This window comes from Lachnoclostridium sp. An169 (genome assembly GCF_002160525.1).
Classification (GTDB): domain Bacteria; phylum Bacillota; class Clostridia; order Lachnospirales; family Lachnospiraceae; genus Mediterraneibacter; species Mediterraneibacter cottocaccae.
Genome location: NZ_NFKT01000018.1, coordinates 35559 through 55164 on the forward strand (window position 1 = coordinate 35559; position 19606 = coordinate 55164).

Here is a 19606-nt window from a genome sequence, read left to right on the forward strand (position 1 = left end):
TGTTTTGATTTACAATGAAACAATAGTGGAAAAAGCAATTTTTATCAGGTAGAGGCAATATATTATGGAAGAGATTCGTACATTATTTGAACATATACTGAACCGGGAGTTCATCCGTGCGGTGATCAGCGGACCGAGAGCAAAGGACGGTGTGATCCGGGTAAAGGTGCGCCCGGTGGAAATGAAGGGAAAGCTTCTGTTTCAACTGGAGTCTTTCACGTCAACCCAGGCGTTTCATGAGAATCTGGATGCGGAAGCGGCGAAGGAGAGACTGGCGGAATATCTGGGGAACTTCCGGCAGATGCAGGCAGAGACCGTACATGAGGAATGGAACGTACTTGTCAGCAAAAAGGGGAAAGCTACAATTCGCAGCAAAAAGAAAAAGAATGCGTCTGCGGCGGCTGATCTTTCCCACAACAGAAGCAAGAGATATATTCTGGAGGAGGGGACTCCGGTCCCGTTTCTGCAGGATCTGGGTGTGATGACGCAGGACGGAAAGATCGTGCGGACGAAGATGGACAAATTCCGGCAGATCAACCGTTTCCTTGAGTTTATTGAGGATGTCCTGCCGCAGCTTGACCGGGACCGGGAACTGACGATCCTGGATTTCGGGTGTGGAAAGTCTTATCTTACTTTTGCAATGTATTATTTTCTGCACGAGTTAAGAAAATATGATATAAGGATTATCGGGCTGGATCTGAAAAAAGATGTGATCCGGCACTGCAGCGAGCTGGGAAAGAAGTACGGCTATGAGAAACTGACATTTCTGGAAGGGGATATTGCCGATTATGAGGGTGTGAACCAGGTGGATATGGTTGTCACGCTCCACGCCTGTGACACGGCCACCGATTACGCGCTGGCAAAGGCAATCGGATGGAATGCGAAGGTGATCCTGTCCGTGCCCTGCTGTCAGCATGAACTGAATGGTCAGTTCGGACAGACGGGGAGTGAATCGGACAAATCGTGCAGGTCAGATGAAAAATGCAGAACAGGTGAAACGTGCAGGACAGGCATAGCCGGGACGCAGCGGAATCAGGTCCTGGCGCCGGTTATGGACTACGGCCTTCTGCGGGAGCGTTTCGCGGCGCTTATGACGGACGGACTGCGGGCAAAGTATCTGGAGCGCGAAGGGTATGAGACACAGGTGCTTGAGTTTATTGATATGGAGCATACGCCGAAAAATATTCTGCTCCGTGCGGTGAAGAGGGGAAGGAGAAACGAAACCGCGGCCGGAGAAATACGAAGATGCGAGGAATTCCTGCAGGTGCAGCCGACGCTCGGGAGGCTGCTGGATGCTGTGGGAGAGGAGAATACCGGCACACAGAAACAGGAGATATAGAATCAGCAATAAAGGGGAGATCAGATTATAATGAAGAAATGGATCATTAAGATCGGGGTTCTGGCGGCTGTTTTCATAGCCGCGCTTGTGATCAGCAGCTTTGTGATAAACAGCGGAACAGATGATGAGATCGTTGATATGGGGGCGCCGTCTCTTCCGCGTATTTCCTTTCAGGTAAACGGGAAAAAGGTGAATACGCTGTTCGGATATGTGGACGAGATGGAGATCACCGCCATGCGTGATACGATCACACCGTTGGAGAGTACAGGCGTCCTGACCATGGAAATCGAGGAGGATGGGAATACCATCGATGCGGTAAATTATGCGGTGTATTCCCTGGATGGAAAGGAAACCGTAAGTGAGGATCAGGCGGATGTCCCGGGGCCCGATGAGACGGTTCTGCTGGAACTGAATAATTCACTTACCGAGTCGGGACAGGAAGCGGTACTGAAAGTGACGCTGACTGTGGACGGCAAAGAGATCCGGTATTATACGAGGATAGTAAGGTCCGATGATATCCCGGCAGCGCAGGCTCTTGCGTTTACACAGGATTTTCATACCAAAGCCCTCGAACAGAGTGCCACGGATGAGCTGGAACGCTATCTGGAACCGGGAGACGAGAGCGACAATACAACCTATCAGACGGTGAATATTCATTCGGACATCACTCATGTCCAGTGGGGCAGCCTGGAACCGCAGGTGATCGGAGATGTGGAGTGGAGCATCAAGGAATGCAATAATGTGTATACGTCAATCCTCGCAAAATACCAGGTGGTCTGTACAGACGATGACGGAGTGGCGAGAACCTATGATATCAGGGAATTTTTCCGTGTGCGGGTAGGTACGGACCGGGTCTATCTGCTGAACTACAACCGGGATATGGAGCAGGTATTTGACGGAAATGAAGCCGTTTCCAATGGAAGTATCCATCTGGGGATTGCTTCGGCGGATGTCCCCTTTGACACAAATAAAGATGAAACGATCGTCGCATTTGTGCAGAACCGGGATCTCTGGATGTTTAACAGTGAGACCGGTGTGCTCTCCCAGGTTTTCAGTTTCGGCAGCAGTGAGGGAAGAGATGCGCGCAGCAGATACGACCAGCACGATGTTCGGATCATCAGTGTCGGAGACAGCGGCGATCTGGCGTTTGCGGTGTATGGATATATGAACCGGGGCGTTCATGAGGGGCAGGTCGGCGTCGGCATCTACTATTTTGATGCGGAGAAAAATGCGATTCAGGAGAAGGCGTTTATTCCGAGTACGAAATCCTTTGCTATTGCGGAAGATGAGCTCGGCAGGATGGTGTTCTATAACCAGAGCCATGAAATGCTCTATGTTCTGGCAGCTGGCACGCTGTACCAGGTGAACCTGGAGTCCGGAGAACAGACAGTTCTGGCGGAAAATCTGGAGGAAGGGCAGTATGCGGTATCCGATGACGGACACCTGATGGCTTATCAGACGAACGGAGGACTGTATACCGCGACCCAGATACAGGTGATGGATTTAAGGAGCGGCGACAGTTACGAGGTAAATGCTTCCGACGGTCAGGCGGTACGGCCTCTCGGTTTTGTGAACAGCGATTTCATTTACGGGAAAATCAATCCGGCCGATGCCGGTACGACTGCGGCGGGCGGCGAGATTACACCCATGTATGAAATGGAAATCCGCAGCTCGGACAATAAGGCGGTGGCATCCTACTCGTTTTCAGACAGCGGGATATATATTACGGATATTCTGATCAATGAAAACATGGTGACAGTCAACCGGGCTGTGAAAAACGGAAGTGTATATAATTCCACCTCCCAGGAGTATGTGACAAACAATGTGGAGCGTCAGACAGTTACCGTCACATCGGGAACCTATACGACGGAGCGGATGCAGAGGCAGGTACGGATTACATTTGGCAGCGGAATTAAGAGTGAGGATGTGAGTATTCTCCGCCCGAATCAGCTGGTATCGGGAGAACCGCTTACGATTACGCTGAGCGGTACAAGCGAGACGGAGAAATATTACGTTTACGGCATGGGCGAGCTGGATGGAATCTATGACCGGGCAGCTTATGCAATTCAGCGTGCAGATGAGATCTCCGGTGTAGTGATCTCATCAAACCAGGCATATGTGTGGGAGAGAGGCAACCGGAACCTGGTGTACTCCATCGATGTGGAGCCCTTCCAGAGAACGGCGGATGAAACTTCTCTGGCGGCATGCCAGAGATTCATGGAGCAGTACGATGCACAGAAGGTGGATCTGACCGGATGTACCCTGGAACAGGTGCTCTATGTGATCAACAAAGGATGCCCGGTGATTGCCCTGACCAGTGCGGACCACGCGATTCTGCTGACCGGCTACACCAGGACGGATATCACCTATATCGACCCGGATACCGGGACAAAGACAACCGTCAGCCAGAGCGAGATGGAGGGAATGGTCAGCGGAAGCGGGAATACCTTCATAGGATATATCAGATAAATGAATCTTTGATACAGGAATAAGCTCCCGCCAGAAAGAGAATGACTACGATGCGGGCCCGGGTATCCGACAGCAGGATATTGCTCACTGCTCAGGACGCTGCGCTCTAATTCGCTGTTCGCAACACCTGCTGTCGGATACCCGGGCTTCCCGCCGGCAGGTTCTCTTTCTGCCGGGAGATTATACCGTATAAAAAACACAATTTTTCCGGAAAGAAGTTTTGAAAAGAGGGGTGAGTCTCCTCCCTCCTGCGTTATACTTCTCTCTGAAAAATTGTGTTTTTTACATTGTAAAACTGCCCCTCGGAGAAAAAATCCTTCCGACTGGTTTTCCCGGTTCAAGCGGACAGGTGTTGCGAACAGCGCATGCAAGCGCAGCGCAGCCCTAAGCGGTGAGCAATATCCTGTCCGCTTGGACCGGGACCCTCCCATAGTCGAAAAATCTCATCTGACACAGCAGTTTTCTAATGTCAAAGATTAACTTTTCAGCAGCCCGTCGATGAGGCGCGATGCTTCGCTCCGGGTGATGGTCTCGGGATCCCACTGGATCTCGACTCCTTTTTTGCGGATCAGGTTGGTGAGGAAGGAGATCTGCTTCGGCGTGGCGGGCTGAGGTCTCTTCACCCGGTAGACAAGCTGTTTCGGGGAGAAGAGCTCCGGGGCTTCTGCCTCAAAGTAGTGGGCGAGTGTCTGATAGAGCTTGGCGGTGGCAAGGGCGTCATGGTAGGCGCGGTGGGCGGATTTGTTTTCGATATGATAGTATTCGCACAGGCTTCCCAGGCTTTTGGAGTCCAGGGAACTGTGAACTTTCTGGGCGATCTTCAGGGTATCAATTCCCAGTTTCTCAAATGCCATGCCGTCCCTGGCGGCGCTGCATTTCATAAAACTGTAGTCAAAGGAGACGTTGTGGCCGATGAGTACGTCATCCTCGCAGAAATCAATGAAATCCGAGACCACCTGTTTCCTGGGGCGGGCGTCAGCGACCATGTCGTTGGTGATTCCGGTAAGACCGGTGATGTACGTGGAAATGGGACTTAGGGGATGGATAAATTCCATGAAGCGGTCCGCCACTTTCCCATCCCTTACTTTCAGGGCGCCGATCTCGATGATTTCGTTTTCCTGGGGATCGAGCCCGGTTGTTTCAACGTCAAAGGCGATATATGATTTCAGCATGTCGGTATCCTTTCTTTTGTATCGTTTCTTTTTATAGTTTTATCTGTATAACCTCGTCTGTACGGTTTCTGGAGCCGTGAAAAATCCTCTCGGGTTGCTATTTACCCCGTGAAAAATCCTTTATTGCAAATTTGCGGATATTATGCAAATTCTGCATGTCATTATAGTACATTTTACAGAAAAAATGTAGTGATTTTAACATCCAATTATAATTAAAATATAAAGAAAATAAAAAAAGTATAAAAATAGATCATTTACAATCAAATGCTTTATTGTTATACTAATTTACTGTGTTAAAGTATTTCCTCAGAAAGGAAAAGGAGGGTAAATCAAATGATAACATTTATTATCGGTCTCGTCATCCTTATTGGCGGAGCGGCGCTCTACGGAAAATTCTGTGAGCATGTCTTTGGCCCTGACGACAGGAAAACCCCCGCCTACACAAAACAGGACGGCGTAGATTATGTACCTATGAAGAAATGGAAAAACAGCCTGATCAACCTGCTGAATATCGCAGGAACAGGCCCGATCCTCGGACCGATCCAGGGTATCCTTTTCGGACCGATCGCGTTTATCACGATCCCCATCGGAAACATTATCGGCGGCGCTATGCACGATTATTTTTCAGGAATGATCTGCCTGCGCGACGGCGGTACGCAGATGCCGGATATGATCCGCAAGTACAGCAACAGAGGTATTTACACATTCTACCAGATTTTCTGCAGTGTTCTGCTTCTCCTTGTAGGTGCGGTGTTCATCTACACACCGGGAGACATTGCAGCGACACAGGTATTTGGTTTTGACGGCAAGGCTACATCCGTATCCACATGGGTGATCTACGGCGTGATCTTTGTATACTATCTGATCGCGACTGTATTCCCTATCGATAAGATCATCGGACGGATCTACCCGATCTTCGGAGCAATCCTTCTGTTCTCCGCAGTCGGCGTGTTCATCGGACTCTTTGTTCACGGTTATCCGCTGACAGAGCTCTGGGATGACTGGAACGGCGGACTGGTTGCATACGGTGATTATTTCAGCGCAAACCACTTTGTCCCGATCTTCTTCATCACGGTGGCATGCGGTATCCTTTCCGGATTCCACTCCACACAGACGGCGATTATCTCCCGTACGATGAAGAGCGAGAAGGAAGGACGCACGACATTCTATAACATGATGGTTCTGGAAGGATTCATCGCCATGGTATGGGCAGCAGGCGCCATGGGTGTTTACAACCTGGGACTTCAGGCTGCAGATGCCAACCTCGCAACAGCGACGATCGGTGTTGTCTGCAAGAACATCCTCGGACCGGTGGGCGGTATTATTGCCATCGCAGGAGTTATCGTACTTCCGATTACATCCGGAGATACAGCGCTCCGTGCGCTTCGTATGACCATTGCCGATGCATTCCATCTGGATCAGACAAAGATAAGGAAACGTCTTGCCCTTGCGGCGGTTATCTTTGCACTTGTCATTGTGATCCTTGTATTTGCGAAACTCAACAGTGACGGATTCAACGTTCTCTGGAGATATTTCGCATGGTCAAACCAGACCCTGTCCCTGTTCGCATTCCTTGCAATCTCCGTATGGATGTTTGAGACGGGACGCGGAAAATATGTGTGGATGCCGCTGATTCCGGGCGCATGGTACACATTTGTGACCATGACATACATCATCAACGCAAAGATCGGCTTTAACGTACCGTGGCCGGTGGCTTATGTGCTCGGTGCGGTTCTCGCTGTCGCTTACGTGGCTGCAATTCTCTGGTATGGAAGAATGCGCGCGAAAATGAAAGCGAACAAAAAGGACAAAAAGTAAAAACCAGAAATTCTGTCATAAAATATCATGGAGCGGGCAACTCTTTTCTGTGAGAGCTGCCCGCAGTTTTTTTGAAGATTGATTTTTCCGGGAATTTGCCATATAATGAAGCGGAAACGGAGCAATCCTGTAAAGTTTTGCGCGCTGCGCGATCCGGATGCGGGATGTTCACGAAAAATAAGGAAAGGGGGCATTATATGCTGAAAGGAAAGACCGTTCTTCTGGCGGTGTCAGGCAGTATCGCCGCATACAAGATCGCGTATCTGGCGAGCGCACTGAAAAAGCTGGAGGCGGACGTTCATGTGCTGATGACGCAGAACGCCACGAACTTTATCAATCCGATTACCTTTGAGACGCTCACGGGAAACAAATGTCTGGTAGACACGTTTGACCGGAATTTTGAGTTCAGTGTGGAGCATGTTTCTCTGGCGAAGAAAGCGGATGTGGTGATGATCGCTCCTGCCAGCGCCAATGTGATCGGCAAGATCGCCCATGGGATTGCGGACGATATGCTGACGACCACGGTTATGGCGTGCAGGTGCAAAAAGTTCGTATCGCCGGCCATGAACACAAACATGTTTGAGAATCCCATTGTACAGGATAACCTGAAGACACTGGAACATTATGGGTATGAGGTGATCAGCCCTGCATCGGGGTATCTGGCGTGCGGGGACACCGGGAAGGGAAAGATGCCGGAGCCGGAGCTCCTGATGGAGTATATCCTGCGGGAAGTCGGATGCGAAAAAGACATGGAGGGCATGAAAGTGCTTGTGACCGCGGGACCGACCCGGGAGCCTGTGGATCCGGTGCGCTACATTACAAATCATTCGACCGGGAAGATGGGATACGCGATTGCAAAGATCTGTATGCGCAGAGGAGCGCAGGTGACGCTTGTGAGCGGTCCGTCTGCGGTGAAGCCGCCGGAGTTTGTGGAGTTGGTTCCCGTTACGACGGCGAAGGAAATGTTCGATGCGGTGACGGAGCGTGCAGGGCGGCAGGACGTTATCATCAAGGCAGCCGCAGTGGCGGATTACCGCCCGAAATATGTGAGCGGAGAGAAGATGAAGAAAAAAGACGGAGGTCTGTCCCTGGAGATGGAACGCACGGACGACATCCTGGCTTATCTGGGAGAACACAAAAGACCCGGACAGTTTTTATGCGGATTCGCCATGGAGACCGAGAATCTCCTGGAGAACTCCAGAAGAAAACTGGAGAAGAAAAATCTGGATATGATCGTAGCCAACAGTCTCAGAGTAGAGGGCGCCGGATTCGGCGGCGACACGAATGTTGTGACGATCATCACGGAAAAAGAAGAGATTCCGCTTGAGAAGATGACAAAGGAAGAGACGGCGGGGAAGATCCTTGACCAGATCCTTAAAATGCAGAATCACTAATTCTGTACCGTAAGTATTGTATCTCGATAAGAGAATGATAACCTAAGGAGGCAGTTATGAAAAATAATTATAATACAGGCAGCAGGACACAGGCAGGAAGCAGAATCAGTACCATGAGTATGGTCCAGGTGGCGATTTTCGGTGCAATTATATGCATCATGGCATTTACCCCCTTTCTCGGTTATATACCGCTTGGATTCACTCGCGCGACGATCATACACGTCCCGGTTATAGTCGCTTCACTGCTGATGGGACCAAAGAAAGGCGGAGCGCTCGGATTTCTGTTCGGGCTGACAAGCTTTATCAACAACACCATGAACCCTACGCCCACATCGTTTGTATTCACCCCGTTTTACAGCGTGGGGGATGTGAGCGGCGGAATCGGAAGCATAATCATCTGCTTTATTCCAAGGATTCTGGTGGGAGTCGTTCCGTTTTATGTGTACAGACTGGCGATGAAGGTCCGGAAGAAGCCGGGGGTATCCCCAACCGGTCTGATACTTGCCGGTGTGGCAGGCGCGCTGACGAACACGCTGCTTGTGATGAATCTGATCTTTGTGTTTTTCCGGGAGGCTTATGCCGCGGCAAATGACGTTGCAGTGACGGCGGTCTACACTTTCATCCTGTCGGTGATCGGGATAAACGGTGTGCCCGAGGCGATTATCGCCGGTATACTTACCCTCTGCATCGGGAAAGCACTTCTGAAGAAAAGTGTCAGGGAAAGACTGGGATTTCGAAATGATTTTGGCTATTGATATTGGAAATACAAATATTGTGATCGGGTGTATCGATGATCCGGAGAAGTATTCTTCCGGCTGTGTGTTTGTGGAGAGACTTTCCACTGTGCGTACCAAGACGGAACTGGAATATGCCATTGACATTAAAAATGTACTGGATATCTATCATATCAAGAAAACAGAGCTGGAGGGCGGAATCATCTCGTCCGTTGTGCCGCAGATCACTACCATTGTGAAACTGGCTGTGGAGAAAATCCTGAAAAAAGAGGTGCTGGTGGTGGGCGCGGGGATTAAGACCGGCTTAAATATCCGGATCGACAATCCGGCGCAGCTCGGCAGCGATCTCGTGGTTGACTCCGTGGCGGGAATCGCGGAATATCCCGTGCCGCTGCTGATTTTTGACATGGGAACTGCGAATACGGTGTGTGTGATTGACAAAAACAAGAACTACATCGGCGGAATGATCTATCCCGGGGTGGGCGTATCCCTGGATTCGCTGACCGCGCATGCCTCACAGCTTGGAGGAATCAGCCTGGAGGCGCCGGAGCACATCATCGGGAAAAATACCGTGGACTGCATGAAGAGCGGGACAATCTACAGCGCCGCTGCTGCCATCGACGGTCTGATTGACAGGCTTACGGATGAGCTGGGCGGAAAGGCAACGGTGATCGCCACCGGAGGGCTGGCAAAGAAGATTATTCCGCACTGCAGGCGGAAGATTATACTGGATGACAATCTGCTGTTGAAAGGCCTGGCAGTCATATACAGGAAAAACAGGAGGGAGCGGTAGTACCGTTCCCTCCTGTTTTTCCGTGGTGCGCCTGGCGGCGCACCGTTATGTATTGAAAAATTATATGTTTTTGCTTACATTTGCCAGATATACAAACTGACATTTCAGGAAGACATTTTATCTAAAAATCCTGCTGCAGTGAGTACGCTCAGCTCCATATCATTTTTCATATATTCGTAAACCGGTTGTTTGTCTGACTCTCCATGAACTCCGTAATCACTGTCTTCCGTAATAATTACTTTGTCTGCATGTACTGCTGTGCCGACAAAGACGTGGTCCTCTTCCTCGTGAAAACCCAGTTTTTGTAAAGTATTTTTATCTTTTGGTGATAACTTTGAGTCACCCCAGACCTTTCGCTGCTCACGACTTAATTGCTTCATGCGCAGCTCAAATTTCCTGCTGTTTTTTATATTATCCCGATATTCTCTTTCTATTTCATTATTGTAATCCAGTGCCAGATAAAGAGAATTACATTGAAAAAATGCACTCAGGGCATCGTCACAGGCAAGGTCATATTCACTGTCGACGATGGCCTTTATCCAGATATTAGTGTCTATTACTATGTTCTGCTGCATGTTTCTCCTTCTTCCTTCTTACCTCATCAAGTTTCTCAAGATCATTATAATCTGACGAGAAAAAATGTATAAATGCAGGGGGTGTGTTTTGAAAGTTTCCGTTTTCATCAATCGGTATTGTGTATATAACCGTTCCCTGTTCTGTATTATCCTCTAAAAAGTAAACGGTGATTTCTTCCGGGGACAGGATTTCCTCAGCAATTCGCCTTTGCATACGAAGCAGCAGATATTCGCTGCCTGTTTCCAGAAGAATCCGCCCCTGTCTGGAACCTTCAATCAACAGATCTCCAAGCTCACTTTGCATATTGGTCTGAAGAAAGGCTTCCGGAGAATCGACCAAAAGTGTCCGGTTTTGAAGCGTATCCAAAGCAGCTGCAAGAGGCAGACTTTGCGAGATACCGAATCCATTATCAACCAGATTAGATTCAATGCCGGTTTTGATATCTTTTAATATAAATTCGCCCCGGTTCATACCGGACATTTTCCAATGATAGGTATAACCGAATTTTTCCAACCATTTTCTGACAAGAGAAAATTCTTTGCCCTGAATTTCCGAAAGTGCATACAGCATTTCGTACACATCGTGTCCGGACAGATCTATATGGCGGGGGCTGGTACCTGCCAACTGCATTGTGCGTTCGGGCAGACTGCGGTGAGCTGAAATTATTTGAAAAGTTTTTGCAAATTCACCGAGCGAAAGAAGGCAGCATCCGGCTTTCTTTTCTATATCTTCCGGAATATTAAAGCCGGCTTTCCTTTCCAGGAAAAAAATATTGACAGAATTATAATATTGAAGAAAATCAATATGTTGTGTTCCTTCTTTTGCAAATACATCTGTTACCTGCCCGTATTCGTCGGGGCTGTTGCCAAAATAAATGTGATATTCCAATGTTTTGCTATCGGAGACAAAGCGAAAAGCAAACTTTACAGTGTAATTTTCTGAAGTTTTGCTGCATATATCACTGAAAGAGCCAAAGACTTCGCTTAATCCAGAGAGGCTGCTGAATTTTTCTTCACGGATCAGGCGGCTGTATGCAGCAGAAAGCATCTGAAGGGCCTGAAAAAGGGCACTCTTCCCGGAAGAATTATTCCCCAGTAAAAGTGTGAGGCGGTTCAGCTTTATCCAACCGGTGTTTCGAAAGACTTTAAAGTCCTGTAGCTGGAAGGCTTCGAGCCTGTAAATTTCAGGAGGATTCTCTGAAGACAGGGAGCACGTATCGAACAGGGATGTGCCTACAGTATCAATGTTCAGCGTCTTATTTTTTTCAAATCCGGTTTCGAGCATAGTTTATTTCTCCTTATACAGAGTATATTCAACTTTCCTGACCGAACGGTTCCCAAGAAAGTATGACCAGAGATGAAGTTTCAGCTTCTTTCCAGAGATACTTCCTATTTCAAAAGGAACGCTTGTTCCTGTGCCCAGAGCATTGTTGAAATTAATACAAGTTAAAGTGAGGCTGCCGTTCAGAAAGTCAGCTTTGATTTCATCTTTTTGATCGGGGATGTCGGTAAAATGTACCGTAATATCTCCAAAATGGCTGCCTTCATCTGTTATGTGAAGCAGCAGTTCTGATTGAGGATTTTCCATCAGGAATGCTGCGGAAGCTATGATCTCATAGCCAGCATTTTCTACTGTGATTTCCATAATAAACATCACGCCTTTCCAAATAGAGTTTCGGGTAATCAGTTTCGAAATATATCTCTATTATAGAGGCTGGAGCGCTGTTTGTCACAGGAAATTTTCGGATTGGTGAAGATATGGAAGAATTCTATAAAAAGGACAGGACTTCTATCCAGAAGTCCCATCCCATATGAAGAAAAATAACATGTCACCTTACAGTGTATCGCCTCTTCTGATATATCCCGGCTTGTCCGGTGAAGCGATGACACGTTTGCCGCGGATCAGCTTCGCGTGCTTGTCTACGACCAGGTTCTCTGCGTGTACACCCTTGCCGATGATAACGTCTGCAGAGATGACGCAGTTTTTGACGACAGCGCCTGCCTTGATCGTACAGCCTCTTCCGATAATACTGTTCTCGATGGTGCCCTCGATGGTGCAGCCGTTGGAGATTACGGAAGATTTCACATTGCTGCCCTCAAAATACTGGGTCGGGCAGGAATCGTTCGTGCGGGTGTAGATCGGCCAGTCATCGCTGAAAAGCCCGTCAGCGGTCTGGAAGTCGATCAGGGACATATTTGCCTCATAATAGCTGTTGAAATCCGTGATCGCTGCAAAGTATCCCCGGTGCGGAACGGCACGGATGTCAAGTTCCTCGCACTCCTCGTTGATGATATCAGCGAAGGTGTACATAGCGGACAGCTTGTGTGCTTTGTTTACCAGTTCAATGAACAGCTCTTTGGACATTACATATGTATCCATGAAGATGTTGCGGTTCTTCGCATTACCACGGTTCGGCTCGAAGGAGAGGACCCCTTTCTGTTTGTTGATGTTGAGCGTCTGGCAGTTGAGGAATGCTTCCTTCGCATTGTCAACTGCGTGGTACATCAGAGTGATGTCGGCGCCGGAATCAATGTGTGTCTGCAGGAATGAGCTGTAGTCTGCCGTGTAGACCATGTAACTCGGGGCAATCACGACATACGGGAATTTGATTCTTTCAATAATATCCATGTTCTCCATGTATGCGGCGATGTCGATGTTGTACAGATCGTTTGCCACAGCGCTCTCTGCAAAGAGAATGTTGAGGTTGCCGCGCTTGGAGTTGATGTTGTAGTGACGTCCGGTGCCGAGGTGCTCGGTCAGCGAACGGGGTTTTCTGCGGACATAAACCTGAATGTTGTCGATGCCGCTGTTGCTCATATTGGAGATCGGGAAATCGATCACACGGTATCTGCCAAGGAACGAGAAAGCTGCCACCGGGCGGTAATCCTGAAGCCCTTCTACTTTGATATGATTTCCGGCGAAGTTAATAATTCCAAAAGCCTGACTCATACTATTCATCCCCCTTTACACGTTTTGCTACCAGTTCGATATTCTGGCTGTCAGCGCTGCCGACAACGGCATTCCTGCCGATCTTGACGTTGTCCGCCACAAGCGCGCGGGTTACAACTGCGCCCTCTGCCACTTCAACGCCGGGCATCAGGACGCTGTCGATGACTTTTGCGCCCTCTGCCACCTTCGCTCCGGTGAAGAGAACGGAGTTCTTAACCGATCCGTCTACCACACAGCCCTGGGTGATAAATGCCCTGTCGATGGTGGCGTCCGGTCCGATGTACTGCGGAAGTGCGGTTACGTCTTCTGTATAGATCTTCCATGTGGAATCGTTGAGATCCAGCTCGTTGTTCTTGTCGAGCAGATCCATGTTCGCCTCCCAGAGAGAGTCGATCGTTCCCACATCTTTCCAGTATCCTTTGTATTTGTAAGCATATAATTTCTTGCCGTCTGCGAGAAGAGCCGGGATAATATCCTTTCCGAAATCATGATTGGAATCTGCGCTCTTCATATCAGCCAGAAGCATCTTGCGAAGAAGTTTCCAGTCAAAGATGTAGATACCCATGGAAGCCAGGTTGCTCTTCGGCTTCTCCGGTTTCTCCTCAAATTCAACGATGCGTCCGTCCTCATCTGTATTCATGATTCCGAAACGGCTTGCCTCTTTCATCGGCACCTCAATAACGGCGATAGTTGCGTCAGCACCGCATTCCTTGTGATATGCAAGCATCTTTGCATAATTCATCTTGTAGATGTGGTCACCGGAGAGAATCAGAAGATATTCCGGTGAAAATGTATCGATGAAATCGATATTCTGCGAAATGGCGTCTGCAGTTCCTCTGTATACGTCAAGATTTGCGTCTGCCTTCTCACGCGGCGGGAGTACATATACACCGCTGTTCTTTGCGTCAAGTCCCCAGCGGCGTCCCACTGCGACATAACTGTTGAGCTGGATGGATTCATACTGCGTCAGAACACCGACAACATCGATTCCACTGTTTGCACAGTTACTGAGTGGAAAATCGATGATACGGTATTTTCCACCATATGAAACGGCAGGTTTTGCCATTTTTTTGGTCAATTCATGCAGACGAGTTCCTCGACCACCAGCCAAAATCATAGCTAACATGTTATTTTGCTTCATAGTGAGCCCTCTCTTTCATTTTTCTGTTCTATATTATACATTTTTTTTGAATGATTTGCTATATTTTTGTGTAAAAAAACGGAACTTTACATAAAATATTTTGGTGTTTTTTTATATAAAATAGCAGCGCGTGCTTCGGACGGGACTCCAACCGAAAATCCGTGCTATTTTACCGTAATATCATATGTTTTTGCCCGGGCTGCCCTTCCGTGGCCGGAAGGCAGAGAGCTGGCGGCAGCTGAAAAATCTGTATAGAAAGAGGAGAATAAATGGAAACAGAATTCGTAATGCAGGAAATGATGATCGGTAAATTTGAAGAGTATCTGGTCGAGAGGGAAAACTCGGCTTCGACGGTGGAAAAATATGTAAGGGATGTAAAAACTTTTTTCCGGTTTCTCGGAGATGTTCCGGCAGTCAGCAGGAAGAGGCTTCTGGAATATAAGGACTGGCTGTTGGAAAATTATGCAGTGCGCAGCGCCAATTCCATGCTCGTGGCGCTTAACCAGTTCCTGGTATTTATAGAAAAGGGGAAAATGCGGATAAAGCAGATCAGGGTCCAGACGCAGATGTTCCGGGAAGCAGAGCGGGAAATGGACAGGGAGGAATTCATCCGGCTTGTGAAGACCGCACGGGCCCACGGCAGGGAACAGCTGGCACTGCTCATGGAAACGGTCTGCTCTACAGGCATCCGCATCAGCGAACTGAGATTCTTCCGGGTGGAGAATGTCCGCAGAGGGATGGTGAAAGTGTGGAATAAAGGAAAATACCGCCTTGTGCTCCTGCCGGAGAGCATCCGGAAGAAACTTCTTATATATATAAGTAAGAACAAAATACGTTCCGGCGCGGTATTCTGTACGAGGAACGGCAAGGAGAAGGACCGCTCGAATATATGGAAAGAGATGAAGAGTGTTGCGGAAAAAGCAGACATTGACCCTGAGAAGGTATTCCCCCATAATCTGAGACATCTTTTCGCGAGGACCTTTTATAAAAAGACGAAAAATCTCATCAATCTTGCCGATATACTGGGACACAGCAGCCTGGAGGTCACGAGGATATATACGTCGGAGGGGATCGAGGAGTGGAAGCGGAATCTGGAGATGCTGGATCTGGTGGATGAGGGGGACTGGAAGGAGAAGAAAAAATAACCACATAATATTAATTATGTGGTAAAGATACTGCAAAAAATTTCAGTAAGAGAACATTTATTCTCTAAAATTCTATACCACAAGTATTTGAAAGTCAATAGTGAAAAAATAACTTTCTATAAGAACCATTTAATATATAGATAACTATAATTTCTGAAAATTGATACAGACGATTCTAAATATTACATAAAATCAAAATGCTGCTGCCGGATAAAAATTTCTCGGGAAATATCTCTGCCAATTACAGAACAGAGAAAATATACGGATCTGTTTGAGTTAATAATGACTGACAGGACTGCGGAATAAGCTGTCTTTTCAGTAAACTTCTTTACAAACTATTTCCATTCACCCCAGTGAAGCCAGATTTACCACATAATTAATATTATGTGGTGAAAATATACAGAGCATTTTCTGCAGCTGCTTTCGTACAGAGAGGACGCTGCAAATTCTTACAGACAGTTAAAAAATAGCCGACGGTCAGAAGTTGAATTCGGAAAAGTGTGATTAGTTGGCAAATATTTTAGCTGGTTTAACGTATAAAGTTAGTGTGAAAGAAGGAACGGAGGGCTATGAATAAGGGTGTAGGAAAAAAACAGGGGAATGTGGGAAGACGATTGGCCGGAATTGTGATCACTCTGGTAATGGTGCTTGGAATGTGTACAGGACTGACACCTCAGGGGACAGGAGAAGTACAGGCGGTAACGACGACAGGAACCAGCGGGCATGTGGCGGATGATGATACGCGGACAACATATACAAATTATTTAAATGACGGAACCAGCGGGGAGTTGACCACGGAATTTTCCGGGCGAGTGTGGGCGGACAAGACGGTCACTACCGATGATCAGACATTCAGCGGTGATGCCGGACCTGATATCAAAGTAACAAATGACTCGGATTTTCTGGTGACGTATTCCGCCTTGGCGACGACACAGAGTATTACCGGAGAGGCTCAGAGTCCGCTTGATGTTGTGTTTGTAGTGGACTTTTCGGGATCGATGATAAATTATGCAATGGATAACGTAGAAAGCCGACTGGCAAATTTGCTGGATGCGCTGAACAGCTCGATTAAGACTCTGATGGAGGCCAATGAGTATAACAGAGTGGCGGTGGTATGCTATTCAGGAAAGCCGGATGAAAGTGTATCCGCATCAGAAGTTTTGTTGCCTTTAAACCACTATTCTTCGAGCCAGAATTACTTTTCTATTAGTGACCGCACGGCGACTACATCAGAAAGAACAGTTAGTTGGAATATAGATGGGGTATCAGGGAATCACACTGTTCAGCAGGCACATGCTACGAATACTCAGATGGGCCTGTATACTGGTATGAATTTATTGACTGTTTCGGATACAACAGTGGAAATCAATGGTCAAACAGTTCAGCGCGTACCAGCGGTGATTCACTTATCTGACGGTAATCCCACAGTTTCGTCAGACAGTCAAAATTGGTGGGAACCGGCAAACAATTCGGGAAACGGCAATGGTGTTGTCCGTATCAGCTCAGTAGGAAACGGCCTGAAAGCAATGATGACGGCAACCTATATGAAGCAAGAAATTAATCGGCATTATAATGCTGATTCAAACTCCGATTATGCGGTGCATGTATATAACATTGGGATGGGGCTGAATGGTATTTTCAATGAGGTAAAAGCCTCTTCTAATTGGAATACGGATATAGATGCCAATAAATCGCAAAATCTCGCGTATGTATCACTGAATCCAGGTAGCCACTGGAATGACAGTAATAATATTGCTCAAAATTTTCGGGATACATGGAATCAATATAAGAACGGCACTAACGTAATCATACCGGTTTCAGAGCCAGCGGCAAGTGCTGGACCAGGAGATTGGACATCTTGGTGGGAGAGTACCTTTCCATCAGAGAATTATACAGTTACTCATCCTTCTCAGAATGATATTACTGAAGTCAATGATTTGAACTATGTGGATCAATATTTTTCTGCTGATAGTGCAGATCAAGTTACAGAAGTTTTTGAAAATATTGTCAGCGACATCACAATGTCCACCCCTCAGGTGCCGACAAATGTCAGCCCTGATGCTATCGACCAGAGCGGCTACATTACATATACTGATGAAATCGGCGATTATATGGAGGTCAAGGATGTAAAAAACCTGATCTTCTCCGGTACGAATTTTACAAATCCTACTGGAAGTACAAACGGCAATACCACTACCTACGCCTTCAGCGGTGAGATTGACAGCCCGGTTTACGGGAAGCAGAACGCCAATGATATTGTTATTACGGTTACATCGAACACGGATAGCAGCACGGGCAAAATGACTCAGACTCTTACGGTAAAAATACCTGCTTCAGCGATTCCCCTGCGTGTGAATACAGTAGAGTTGGATTCATCCGGGAATGTGAAAAGTCACACAACTAATAATGCCTATCCTGTGCGTCTTTGTTATACCGTAGGAGTGCAGGATGGCGTAAAGAATGCTGACGGAACTGTGGATCTTTCAAAGATTGACGATGCATACAAGCAGGCAAATACCGGAACGGACGGCCTGTATTTTTACAGCAACAAATATACGGGTGATATAAAGTGCGAGGATCAGGAGACAGCGGGCAACGCATACGTCGAGTTTACACCTGCGAAGAACAACCCATATTTCTATGTTCAGGAGAGTATTCCGCTGTATACAAACGAATTGTGTACGGAGCCGGTAACAGAAATGCCGACTCCTAATGACGGCAAGACTTACTATTATCAGGTACAGTATTACAGCGGCACGCAAAGCGTAACCGAAAGCCGCTCAGTCACCGGAATCAAGGGGACGACCGAACTAATAAACAATCAGTATTGCGTGAAAGCAGGCGAAATGAATGCGCCTCATGCTGATTCCAAACATGCAGAAAAGCAAACTAATAATACTGCTACTGCGGAGCTGTATTATTACGCGCATATGGACGGAGAAAATGCGAAAATACATCTGGGCAATAACGGACGGCTTGCGGTAAAAACGGCTTCACTTGCCGTAGAAAAGGACATAGAAGTTCCAGAAGGAATGGACGCCGGACAATTCGCAGATCAGGAATTCTCTTTTACCGTGACGCTCAAGGATACTGACAGTAACTTGGTTTCAGGTACATTTTCCACAAGGCATGTAGCTGATGACGGGAATGGAAATGAAGTGTCTGTAGAAAGCGGAATAACTTCATTGAATTTCACTGACGGAACCGCCACGTTTAACCTCAAACCCGGTGAGAAACTCTATATCGACGGGCTCGTCAAAGGATGGAGTTATACGGTAAGTGAGACGGATGATCCAGACGATGGTTTTGATCAGACTACTCCGGCAGACGGAGACGCATCAGGTATACTCGGAGATGCAACGACAACAGCTTTGTTTGCTAATACATATTATCCCGGTTCTATTGCCGTGACCAAGCGGGACGGTGCGGGAGATCCGCTGAAAGGCGCGGCGTTCCAGCTCTATAAGGATGATGGAACAGGCGGCAAAACGAAAGTCGGAAGTCCGGTTTCCACAGTGCCGAGAATACGGCAGAGGATAGCGAACGGAGATTCTCGATTTGACCTTGAGCATATGATTTTTACGGATACGGATGGCAAGAGCTATCCGGTCCATACTGACGGCTCCGGCACGCAGAGATATTTCTATTACCGCAGCCTGACCACTGAAGAACAGCAGAAATATGAGCAGGGCACCCTTACGGGGTATGAGGAAGTCGCCGAGTTTACAAATCTTCTTGTAAATGAAGCGTACTATCTCAAGGAAACTGTAGTACCAGACGGGTACAATGCGCCTCAAACCGATGATGACGGATACCTGATCGTGGGACAAAACGAACAGACGAAAATTTCAGTACCAACCTCAGATGGCGGAACTTCGGTATATCATCTTCTGTTTACGGTGACTAACCATAAGAAGATGGTCCTGCCAACTACCGGCCTTTCAGGCATAGGATGGTATCTGGCAGCGGGAGTATTGTTTCTGACCGGGTCAGTCGTCTTATGGAAGCTGAAAGGTGCAAAGAAAAGAACTGTAAGAATACATGCCCGCCGCCGCAGACGGCGTAAATAAGTGATA

The 19606-nt window shown here is 47.7% G+C and carries 14 protein-coding genes; 8 read left to right on the plus strand and 6 right to left on the minus strand.

Annotated elements, in window-relative coordinates; all coding sequences use genetic code 11:
* The first annotated feature begins 64 nt into the window (after window positions 1-64).
* A complete protein-coding gene (locus B5F07_RS13125) occupies window positions 65-1339 on the plus strand; it encodes a class I SAM-dependent methyltransferase (protein WP_087161737.1) in 1275 nt (424 codons plus the stop codon).
* Window positions 1340-1369: 30 nt separating this feature from the next.
* On the plus strand, window positions 1370-3808 hold the full coding sequence (locus B5F07_RS13130) for a C39 family peptidase (RefSeq protein WP_087161738.1): 2439 nt from the start codon (window positions 1370-1372) through the stop codon (window positions 3806-3808).
* Window positions 3809-4284: 476 nt separating this feature from the next.
* Here the strand turns inward: B5F07_RS13130 and B5F07_RS13135 are convergent, their stop codons facing one another.
* Window positions 4285-4980, minus strand: coding sequence for a 3'-5' exonuclease (locus B5F07_RS13135; RefSeq protein ID WP_087161739.1), 696 nt, complete (start codon window positions 4978-4980; stop codon window positions 4285-4287).
* 333 nt (window positions 4981-5313) lie between these two features.
* Here B5F07_RS13135 and B5F07_RS13140 point away from each other — a divergent pair, with 333 nt between their 5' ends.
* The 4 genes from B5F07_RS13140 to B5F07_RS13155 all read left to right on the plus strand — a co-directional run bounded on the left by B5F07_RS13140 (window position 5314) and on the right by B5F07_RS13155 (window position 9719).
* On the plus strand, window positions 5314-6798 hold the full coding sequence (locus B5F07_RS13140; protein ID WP_087161740.1) for a carbon starvation CstA family protein: 1485 nt from the start codon (window positions 5314-5316) through the stop codon (window positions 6796-6798).
* Window positions 6799-6995: 197 nt separating this feature from the next.
* On the plus strand, window positions 6996-8192 hold the full coding sequence (gene coaBC / locus B5F07_RS13145; protein WP_087161741.1) for a bifunctional phosphopantothenoylcysteine decarboxylase/phosphopantothenate--cysteine ligase CoaBC: 1197 nt from the start codon (window positions 6996-6998) through the stop codon (window positions 8190-8192).
* Window positions 8193-8248: 56 nt separating this feature from the next.
* Window positions 8249-8947, plus strand: a complete 699-nt coding sequence (locus B5F07_RS13150) for an ECF transporter S component (RefSeq protein ID WP_087161742.1) — start codon at window positions 8249-8251, stop codon at window positions 8945-8947.
* A complete protein-coding gene (locus B5F07_RS13155) occupies window positions 8931-9719 on the plus strand; it encodes a type III pantothenate kinase (RefSeq protein WP_087161743.1) in 789 nt (262 codons plus the stop codon). The genes B5F07_RS13150 and B5F07_RS13155 overlap by 17 nt, the downstream gene beginning before the upstream one ends.
* Window positions 9720-9823: 104 nt before the next feature.
* Here B5F07_RS13155 and B5F07_RS13160 read toward each other — a convergent pair whose 3' ends face one another.
* The 5 genes from B5F07_RS13160 to B5F07_RS13180 form a co-directional block, all read right to left on the minus strand.
* Complete coding sequence (locus B5F07_RS13160; RefSeq protein WP_087161744.1) at window positions 9824-10294, minus strand: PIN domain-containing protein; 471 nt, start codon at window positions 10292-10294, stop codon at window positions 9824-9826.
* The gene (locus tag B5F07_RS13165; protein ID WP_087161745.1) at window positions 10266-11579 is read right to left on the minus strand and encodes an AAA family ATPase; all 1314 of its coding nucleotides are present in this window, start codon (window positions 11577-11579) and stop codon (window positions 10266-10268) included. The genes B5F07_RS13160 and B5F07_RS13165 overlap by 29 nt, the downstream gene beginning before the upstream one ends.
* Window positions 11580-11582: 3 nt before the next feature.
* Window positions 11583-11939 (minus strand): DUF6864 domain-containing function, encoded by a 357-nt coding sequence (locus tag B5F07_RS13170; protein WP_140398020.1) that lies wholly within the window; start codon window positions 11937-11939, stop codon window positions 11583-11585.
* A 189-nt stretch (window positions 11940-12128) separates the two neighbouring features.
* Window positions 12129-13244, minus strand: coding sequence for a glucose-1-phosphate adenylyltransferase subunit GlgD (glgD, locus tag B5F07_RS13175; RefSeq protein WP_087161747.1), 1116 nt, complete (start codon window positions 13242-13244; stop codon window positions 12129-12131).
* A 1-nt stretch (window position 13245) separates the two neighbouring features.
* Window positions 13246-14385 (minus strand): glucose-1-phosphate adenylyltransferase, encoded by a 1140-nt coding sequence (locus tag B5F07_RS13180; RefSeq protein WP_087161748.1) that lies wholly within the window; start codon window positions 14383-14385, stop codon window positions 13246-13248.
* Window positions 14386-14654: 269 nt separating this feature from the next.
* Here B5F07_RS13180 and B5F07_RS13185 point away from each other — a divergent pair, with 269 nt between their 5' ends.
* Window positions 14655-15530: a tyrosine-type recombinase/integrase gene (locus B5F07_RS13185; protein ID WP_087161749.1), complete on the plus strand. Its 876-nt coding sequence runs from the start codon at window positions 14655-14657 to the stop codon at window positions 15528-15530.
* A gap of 569 nt (window positions 15531-16099) precedes the next feature.
* A complete protein-coding gene (locus B5F07_RS13190) occupies window positions 16100-19600 on the plus strand; it encodes a DUF7601 domain-containing protein (protein ID WP_087161750.1) in 3501 nt (1166 codons plus the stop codon).
* The last annotated feature ends 6 nt before the right edge of the window (window positions 19601-19606 follow it).